Source organism: Desulfovibrio sp. 1188_IL3213, assembly GCF_036763145.1.
Taxonomy (GTDB): Bacteria; Desulfobacterota; Desulfovibrionia; order Desulfovibrionales; family Desulfovibrionaceae; genus Desulfovibrio.
Genome location: NZ_JBAIYR010000095.1, coordinates 1 through 6,986, shown reverse-complemented (window position 1 = coordinate 6,986; position 6,986 = coordinate 1). Strand labels below are relative to the sequence as shown.

Sequence of the window (6,986 nt, the reverse complement as noted above, 5' to 3'; positions counted from 1 at the left end):
GCCGCCAGGCACAGCCCGTAACGGGCCTTGAGGTTTTCCGGCTCTGTCAGCGCCACAGGCAGCCAGCGATGGACCAGGCCCACGGTTTCGCGGGCCAGCGTAACCGCCAGTGGGTTGGCTGCCGTGGCTGTGGCTGCTTCCACAACCCTGCAGAACGCATTTATGGACACATAACGGCTCTGCTCTGCCGAAAGCCCGGTCATAAGGGCCGGATCGTCAATGGCGTAACGGGGGTACATGCAGTCGTATCCCACAATGGATCTGTGACTGCGCCCTGATACGGTGACCACGGCAAAACGGTTTACTTCACTGCCCGTGCCGTGGGTGAGATTGACGGCAACCAGAGGAAGGGCCTTTTGGGGCGTGAAGCGAAAACAAAAAAGATCTTCAGCGCTTTTACCGGGGTTAGCCAGCAGTATGGCCGCGCTCTTGCCGCAGTCCAGAGGACTGCCCCCGCCGATGGCGAGCACTGCTCCGGCATTGATGGCCCGCCCAAGGGCTGCTGCATCGTCCACAGTATCTGTGGTGGGGTTGGGCGTAACCCTGTTGTACAGGGCAGGCACAATGCCATGTCTGAGGGCGGCGGCTTCTACTTTGTCCCACGCGCCCGAAGCGCGGTAGGCATGACCGCCGCAAACACAAAGGACTGCTGTTATTCCCTCGCTTTTCAACTTGCCCAGGATGGGGTCTATCTTGTCTATGGCTCCCGCACCGAGGTAAGCAATGCTTTTTACCCGTACTTCACGAACCATATTGTAATCGCAGCAGTCATCCCACATGGCAACCTCCCGCGATCACGCTGGGCTTTTATTGCGCTGCATTAAACTAGAACGAATATAAGTTTAGGTCAAGGAGCTGCGCAATTTTTCACATAATTTTTGCACAAATAATCTTATTGATAAAAAAATCACAATACCGTAAATAAAAGGATTGTGCGTTTTTTATTATTTCTGGCGAACTTTTTTTCGCCAACCCCCTGCCTCATATCATCTTTTTTTATTCCGCCTGTTTTTTCGCACGCCCCACGCGGCAAAATCCACGCCAAGTCTCCACGCCAGCATTTAAAGAACACAGTTTCCGGCCGCTCCAAACCAGCTCACGTAGCGTCCAGAGCCATCGGGTGGGGCATCGTGCTTTACACACGGCTCGCCTATGTCCGCCAGGCTTGCCCGCCCTTTTGCTCCCGAAACCAAGCGCAGCCGGCAGGGGTTGGCCGCCGGACTTCCCGCCATGTGCCAAAGGGCAAAGCCGCCCCGCCAAAAGCCGCCCCTTTAGCCTCACCGCCGCGGCAACGTGCCGCCAACCTTGAAAGAACAAGGCCCGGAGCCTTCCGGGCTCCGGGCCTTCCCGCACTGACTGCACGCGCGTCCGCAGGAACACGGACCCACAGCCGCTCAGCGCAGCAAAATCGCTATCGGGGTACTGCCAGAATAACCTGCGAAGCCTTGACAATGGCCGTCACTTTTTTGCCCACGGCCAGACCCAGCTTTTCCACGCTGCCCATGGTGACAATGGACGTGATGCCCACGCCGCCGGGCATATCTACCAGCACTTCGGCGTTGACCGCGCCGGGCGTAACCTTGCTCACTGTGCCGGGGAACTGGTTGCGCGTGGAAAGAAGATACTTTTCGGCATCATTCATCAGCAGCACAAAGCTCGCCTTGATCAGGGCCATAGCTTCCACACCGGGCTTGAGCCCAAGCTTGCCGGTGCTCACCTTGGTTATGGAGGCCACGATATTCAGCCCACCATCGACGGACAGCTCCACCTCATCGTTGACTGCGCCGGAACGCACCGCCACCACTTTGCCTTTAAAGACATTTCTTGCGCTTGTTTCCATAGTATCATCCTCGTATGGGGTACTCTTTCACCCATGACGGGCAAAAGCGGGTTTTATCCATATGCCAGCATAGTGCAGGACGCCGCGCAGCGCCACCCTGACACGCTGGACAGCATAAACAGCAATAAAGACTGCGATGCCGATCAGTTGGATATACACGCACAGGAATCATTCCTGAAGTGATTTGCGGAACAACGACGCGTCGTCTGCGCAGGCTTCCCCGCTTCGCCCGGTGATCTCCCTGCGCGCCGCGCGTTGCCGTCAGCCAGACCGCCCGCGAAGCTGGACAATACACAGAAACACACGTTGTCAGCCCGCTGCGCTGTGATGATTTCAGGCACACGCCAAAAGCGGTGTCATGATTTACTTGCCTACGACGTTGGGCAGCCGGCCACTTTCAGGCCTGGCTCCCTGGCTGCACTACGCGCACTTCTTGAGCGGCAGCATCACACCGGCATGTATGGCCGCAAAGCTGCCATGCCTGACAGTGCGCAAGCATACGAAAAGGCCGGTCCACAGGACCGGCCTTGCCTCATGAAAGCCATCTGTTCACGCCAGACGGCATGCGCGCAATGTTATCTTGAACGTGCCCCGCGCAGACTCGCGCAAGCGCCGCCACGCAGGAGCGCAGTCCGGAGCGCAAGTTGAAATGCAGTTTGGAATGCTGTTTAAAACGCAGCCTGAAACGCAGGTTGAACCGGTGACCGCAGGCGTTGCGGCCAAGCCCGCAACGCACGGGCCTTGCGCCGCCCAACGCTGCAGCAAGCAAACCGCACTGTCATCTTCAAAAAGCCGCCAAAACTTGTTGCTCACGCTGCACCGAAAAAGCTGCCGGCCAACGCCGGACAGCGCTCATGCAAAAGCGCATGCGCCATATCCGCCCTAAATATTTTCCGTAACCCAGTCCACCACCTGGGCCATACGCTTGAGCGTATAGCGCCGGTGCGGGCTTTTCTGGGCCAGGTCCTCCAGCGTTCCGTCCAGACGGTAGATGCGCCAGTCGCCTTCGGGCAGCGCGCCTTTTTCCATGCCCTGATTGATGGCGCTGCGCGCGGCGCCGGGCGAGCAGAACAGCTCAAATTCCTGCACGCCGGGGTCAAGTACCACCTGCGCGCCGCTTGCAATGTCTACAATGTAATTGCCGGGGGCAAAAACATAGACAAAGGGGCAAGGCTCCGCCGGAAACTCCTGCTCCGGCTCGGGCGCTGGCCCGGCCTTGACGCAGGCCAGCAAGGGCAGGGCCAGCAGTGTAACCAGCAAAAGGCGTGCTTGCATTGTCTACCTCAGTGTAACGGGCGCTCACGCCCGGTTATATGCCGCCTTTAGGGCAGATCAACTTTGAGGATGGACATTCTCAAAGTTTACGGCACGCCCGTTTCGGCGCTTCACAGCGCAAATACATTGCGCTTACTCACGCAGCCGCCAGAGCAGTTTCAAAGTGAAATGCTCTAAAAGGACAGTCAGCGTCGGGAAGCGGCCATGGCCTGAAGCCTGCGGATGCGTTCTTCCAGGGGCGGGTGCGTGCTGAAAAGATTAGCCATGCTGCCGTGGGCAAACATGGGGGACACAATGAACATCTGCTCGGTACTGGGGTTGCCTTCGCGCATGGGTATGCGCCCACTGGCCGCGCCCAGCTTGGCAAGAGCGCCTGCCAGAGCCAGAGGCTGCCCGCAAAGCTCCGCTCCCGTGTCGTCGGCCAGATATTCGCGCGAACGCGAAATGGCCATCTGCACAAGTCCGGCGGCCATAGGGGCCAGCAAGGCCATGACCAGTGCGGCTATGGGATTGACCCCGTTGCCCTCGCTGTCCCGGTTGCCGCCGAAAATGGCTGTAAACTGAAAGATGTTCGCCATGGTCACAATGGCGGAAGCCATCACCCCGGCAATGGTCTGAATGAGTATGTCGCGGTTGACGATATGGCCGATTTCATGCGCCACCACGCCGCGCAGCTCTTCGGGCGGCAGCAGGCGCATAAGCCCTTCTGTTACGGCAACCACGGCATTTTCAGGGTTGCGCCCCGTGGCAAAGGCATTGGGGGCCTCCTCGGGAACCACGCACACGCGGGGCTTGGGAATACCCGCATTGTACGCCAGTTCTTCAACAATCTTATGCAGGTATGGGGCTTCTTCCGGTGCAAGCTCGCGCGCACGGTACATGGATAGCACGATCTTGTCCGAGTACCAGTAGCTGCCCACGTTCATGAGCAGGGCCATGCCGAAAGCGATGATGATGCCCGTGCGCCCGCCCAGCAGGCCGCCGAGCACAATGATGATGCCCGAAAGCAAACCCAGAAGAAGAACGGTCTTGATCTGGCTGGTCATGCAAACTCCTCGCCTTGCGAAAATTATATGGATGCGTTGACTCTGCACTGGCACAAAAAACCTCATGCCCCGCGCTGCCACGCCATTAAAGCATATAAGCATCGGGGCATGACTGGCAAGAAGGGCCTCCCCGGAAAAGGCCGCTGCAGGCGTAAAAAACGTTTGCCAGGAGCGGATGCGTGTTGCGGCGCGGCCTCGCCGCGCGGATGGCTCCCAATAAAGACAACCGGAGCGCCTCAAGCGCCAACAGCCCCGGATAATGGAGCGCTTTCCAGATATGGAGCGCCTTGCTGTTGCGGCTGGAGTCGCCAAGGAAAGTCACAAGGCACCTGTTCTTGAGCATTTTAACTTTGAAAAAGTATAAATAGCGCGCCGCGATGTGGCGTGGATTCAGCCGAAAATCGTATTTTGGGGCTGAATGAAAACTTTGAGAATGTACATTATCAAAGTTTAAGGCACGCTCACTTCGGCGTTTAACCGCGCAGATAAACTGCGCTTACGCCTCCGTAGCGAACGTCTGCTCACGCAGCCGTCCAGCAATTTAAAAGTTAAATTGCTCCAGGCAGTGTCGTCACGAGATGAATTTCCTTGGTATATCAAGGAGAACGAGCTTTTTATGCAGGGAGTGTACTCTTATGGTACCCGACCGGAATAAAAGGCGAAGTTCGACGCAGAGATACCGGGAAAGGCGCTCGTGACGACACTGTCTAGAAGGCCGCTCCGCTGCCGTTGCGCGCCTGCCACCAGAGCTGGAAGACCAGCAGTGTCCACAGGGGCTTGCGCAGGTCTGCCCTGCCCGAAACATGCTCGTCCACCAGGGCGCGGACTGCCACAGGATCAAAAATACCTTGCGCCTTGAGGCTGTCCGCACTGAGCAGGTCTTCCACAAGCGGACGCATGCGCCCGCGCAGCCATTCCGCCACGGGAATCTGAAAACCCCGCTTGTTGCGGTACAAAATCTCTTTGGGCAACATATCTGCAAAAGCCCGCTTGAGCAGCCATTTGCGCTTGAAGCCGTGCAGTTTGCGGCCCACGGGCAGGCGCGCGGCAAACTCGGCCACGTCCTTGTCCAGAAACGGCGCCCGCACCTCAAGGCTGTGCAGCATGGAGCAACGGTCCACCTTGACCAGAATATCATCCAACATGAACTGGCGCACATACACGTAAAAAGCCCGCGCCAGAGGCGCAGCCGCAGAATAGGGCCGCCAGTGCTCATACTGCTCCCGGGTGGGAGCAAACAGACGTTCCGGCGCAAGAAAACCGGGAGCCTGCGCCTTGAACGGGGCGTCCAAAATCTCTGCCTGCATGTCGGGCGTAAAAGCCGTCAGCATGGTCTGCACGCGCTGCCATGCCGGAGCCTGCGCGGCGCGCAGAAAAGTGGCCACCGCCAGACGCGGATTGATATACCCGGCGGACGACGGCAGGCGGCGGGCCAGAGGCTCCACAACCTTGCGCCGCAGCACGGCAGGCAGGGCATTATACCACTCGGCCACCTTGAAGCCGATGTAGTGCTCATACCCGGCCCACAGTTCGTCCGCGCCGTCTCCCCCCAGCGCCACGGTGACCTTTTCGCGGGTCACCCCCGAAAGCAGCCAGGTGGGCGCTACCGAGGCATCCGCCATGGGCACGTCCATCCTGCTGATAATGCCGGGCAGACTGTCGGCGCATTCTTCCGCTGAAAGCACGCGCTCGTTATGGTCTGTGCCGAAAGCACCGGCAACAATCCGGGCATAGCGCGATTCATCGTAACTGGCTTCGGTGAAACCTATGGAAAAAGTTTTCACCGGCGTGGACGACTGGCGGGCCATCAATCCTGCCACAATGGACGAATCAATACCGCCCGAAAGAAAAACACCCAGCGGCACATCGCTGATCATGCGGCGTCGCACGGCCCGGGCCAGCAGAATCCGCAACTCCTCACAAAGCTCGTCCGTGCCGCGCCGGTCGTTTTCGTCCGGCACGGGCATGTCCCAGTAGCGGCCCGTACGTAGGCTTCCGCCTTCAAGCATAAGCCAGTGCGCAGGGGGCAGGCTTTCCACTTCGCCATACACCGTCTGCGGGGTCGGCACGTATTCATAGGCCAGATAGCGCATGACGGCTTCGGGCCGCAGGCTCAGGCTCAGGCCCGCACCCTGGCCGCGCAGTTGCTCAAGGGCCGTCAGCTCCGAGGCGAAATGCAGTCTGCCCTGCTGCACCGTATAAAAAAACGGCTTTTTACCGAAGGGATCGCGCGCGCAGAAAAGGCGCTGCTCCACGGCATCCCACAGGGCAAAGGCAAACATGCCGTTAAAGCGGGCAAGGCAGCCCACACCCCACTGGCGGTACCCCTCAAGAATGACCTCAGTGTCCGAACTGGTCTGAAAACGCGCTCCGGCCTTGGAAAGTTCTTCTTTCAGCTCCGCAAAGTTGTATATCTCGCCATTAAAGACAATGGTATAGCGCCCATCCACGCTGTGCATGGGCTGGCCGCCCGTGCCGAGGTCAATGATGGAAAGCCGCCGGTGGCCAAGACAGACCGGGCCGTTCAGCCATTGTCCTTCGCCGTCCGGTCCCCGATGGGCGAGGCGGTCGGTCATGGCCTTGACCCACTGAAGGGCCTGGGAGTCAAGGGGCGAGGCGTCCAATCGGCAGATACCGGCTATTCCGCACATGATTCTTTCCAGCACTTGTAATTATTGGTAAAAATACGGGCCAAACGGTCGTTGTTGGCTTCAGGATCAAACATGTGGGCCGCCAGCAACCTGCCGTTGCGGGCCAGACGCGCGGCCAGGGCAGCATCTCCGGCAAGCAGGGCAATGGCTTCGGCCAGGGCTTCGGCATCTCCC

The 6,986-nt window shown here is 58.9% G+C and carries 5 protein-coding genes and 1 pseudogene; all 6 read right to left on the bottom strand.

The genetic code is table 11. The annotated features are described in order from the left end of the window. Positions 1–779: iron-containing alcohol dehydrogenase (locus V6C16_RS06020; protein ID WP_333542890.1), on the bottom strand; the 779-nt coding region annotated here is incomplete at its 3' end. Positions 780–1,411: 632 nt separating this feature from the next. Further along, positions 1,412–1,840, bottom strand: coding sequence for a TOBE domain-containing protein (locus V6C16_RS06015; RefSeq protein WP_333535805.1), 429 nt, complete (start codon positions 1,838–1,840; stop codon positions 1,412–1,414). 882 nt (positions 1,841–2,722) lie between these two features. Continuing rightward, positions 2,723–3,115: a DVU_2496 family lipoprotein gene (locus tag V6C16_RS06010; protein WP_333535807.1), complete on the bottom strand. Its 393-nt coding sequence runs from the start codon at positions 3,113–3,115 to the stop codon at positions 2,723–2,725. Positions 3,116–3,300: 185 nt separating this feature from the next. Continuing rightward, on the bottom strand, positions 3,301–4,161 hold the full coding sequence (locus V6C16_RS06005) for a zinc metalloprotease HtpX (protein WP_333535808.1): 861 nt from the start codon (positions 4,159–4,161) through the stop codon (positions 3,301–3,303). A 707-nt stretch (positions 4,162–4,868) separates the two neighbouring features. Then, complete coding sequence (gene asnB, locus V6C16_RS06000; protein ID WP_333542889.1) at positions 4,869–6,812, bottom strand: asparagine synthase (glutamine-hydrolyzing); 1,944 nt, start codon at positions 6,810–6,812, stop codon at positions 4,869–4,871. Then, positions 6,800–6,986, bottom strand: a pseudogene (locus tag V6C16_RS05995) (colanic acid biosynthesis glycosyltransferase WcaL); the annotation flags it as partial. The pseudogene V6C16_RS05995 and the gene asnB, both read right to left, overlap by 13 nt.